This is a genomic window from Streptomyces sp. NPDC014991 (assembly GCF_043080665.1).
Lineage (GTDB): Bacteria > Actinomycetota > Actinomycetes > Streptomycetales > Streptomycetaceae > Streptomyces.
Genome location: NZ_JBIBVY010000064.1, coordinates 1 through 1,293 on the forward strand (window position 1 = coordinate 1; position 1,293 = coordinate 1,293).

2 protein-coding genes are annotated in these 1,293 nt (G+C 68.1%); both read left to right on the forward strand.

The features are described from left to right. A partial coding sequence (locus tag ACF1BE_RS35070; RefSeq protein WP_392203033.1) for an alpha-glucosidase C-terminal domain-containing protein occupies positions 1–425 on the forward strand: 425 nt, incomplete at its 5' end. After that, a partial coding sequence (locus tag ACF1BE_RS35075) for an alpha-amylase family glycosyl hydrolase (RefSeq protein WP_392203034.1) occupies positions 422–1,293 on the forward strand: 872 nt, incomplete at its 3' end. The genes ACF1BE_RS35070 and ACF1BE_RS35075, both read left to right, overlap by 4 nt.

A 1,293-nucleotide genomic window follows, 5' to 3' on the forward strand; every position in this document is an offset into this window, starting at 1 on the left:
AGTACCAGCTGCGGCCCCGCGACTGGGAGGGCGCCGCACGCGAGGGCCGCACCATCGCCCCCCTCATCACCCGCCTCAACACCGCCCGGCGCCGGCACCCCGCGCTGCAGCGCCTGCGGAATCTCCGGTTCCACCAGACCGACAACGATGCCGTGCTCGCCTACAGCAAGACCACCGGTACGGACACGGTCGTCGTGGTCGTCAACCTCGACCCCCATCACACCCAGGAGGCGACGGTCTCGTTGGACATGCCGCAACTCGGCCCGGACCGGCACGCAGCCCTGTCCGTGCACGACGAACTGACGGGCGAGACGTACCGCTGGGGCAGGACCAACTACGTGCGTCTCACGCCCGGCCGGACGCCGGCGCACGTGCTCCACGTCGGGCGGTCGACGCCCCAGATCGGAGGGCCCGCAGCGTCATGACCATCAACGATCCCGTACCGGACACCTTCGAGGACACCCCCGCCAGGGACCGGGATCCGGACTGGTTCAAGCGCGCCGTCTTCTACGAGGTCCTGGTCCGCTCCTTCCACGACAGCAACGGCGACGGCGTCGGCGACCTGAAGGGGCTGACCGCCAAGCTCGACTACCTCCAGTGGCTCGGCGTGGACTGCCTGTGGCTGCCCCCGTTCTTCAAGTCCCCCCTGAAGGACGGTGGCTACGACGTCTCGGACTACACGTCCGTGCTGCCCGAGTTCGGTGACCTCGCCGACTTCGTGGAGTTCGCGGACGCCGCCCACCAGCGCGGCATGCGCGTCATCATCGACTTCGTCGTGAACCACACCAGCGACGAGCACCCCTGGTTCCAGGAGTCCCGCAAGAACCCCGACGGCCCCTACGGCGACTACTACATGTGGGCCGACGACGACAAGCAGTACCAGGACGCCCGCATCATCTTCGTCGACACCGAGGTGTCCAACTGGACCTTCGACCCGGTGCGCGGCCAGTACTACTTCCACCGCTTCTTCTCCCACCAGCCGGACCTCAACTACGAGAACCCGGCCGTGCAGGAGGAGGTCCTGGCCGCTCTGCGCTTCTGGCTGGACCTGGGCATCGACGGCTACCGCCTGGACGCGGTCCCCTACCTCTACGCCGAGGAGGGCACCAACTGCGAGAACCTGCCCGCCACGCACGCCTTCCTCAGGCGGGTCCGCCGCGAGATCGACGCGATGTACCCGGACACGGTGCTGCTGGCGGAGGCGAACCAGTGGCCCGAGGACGTCGTCGACTACTTCGGCGACTTCCAGGCCGGCGGCGACGAGTGCCACATGGCGTTCCACTTCCCCGTCAT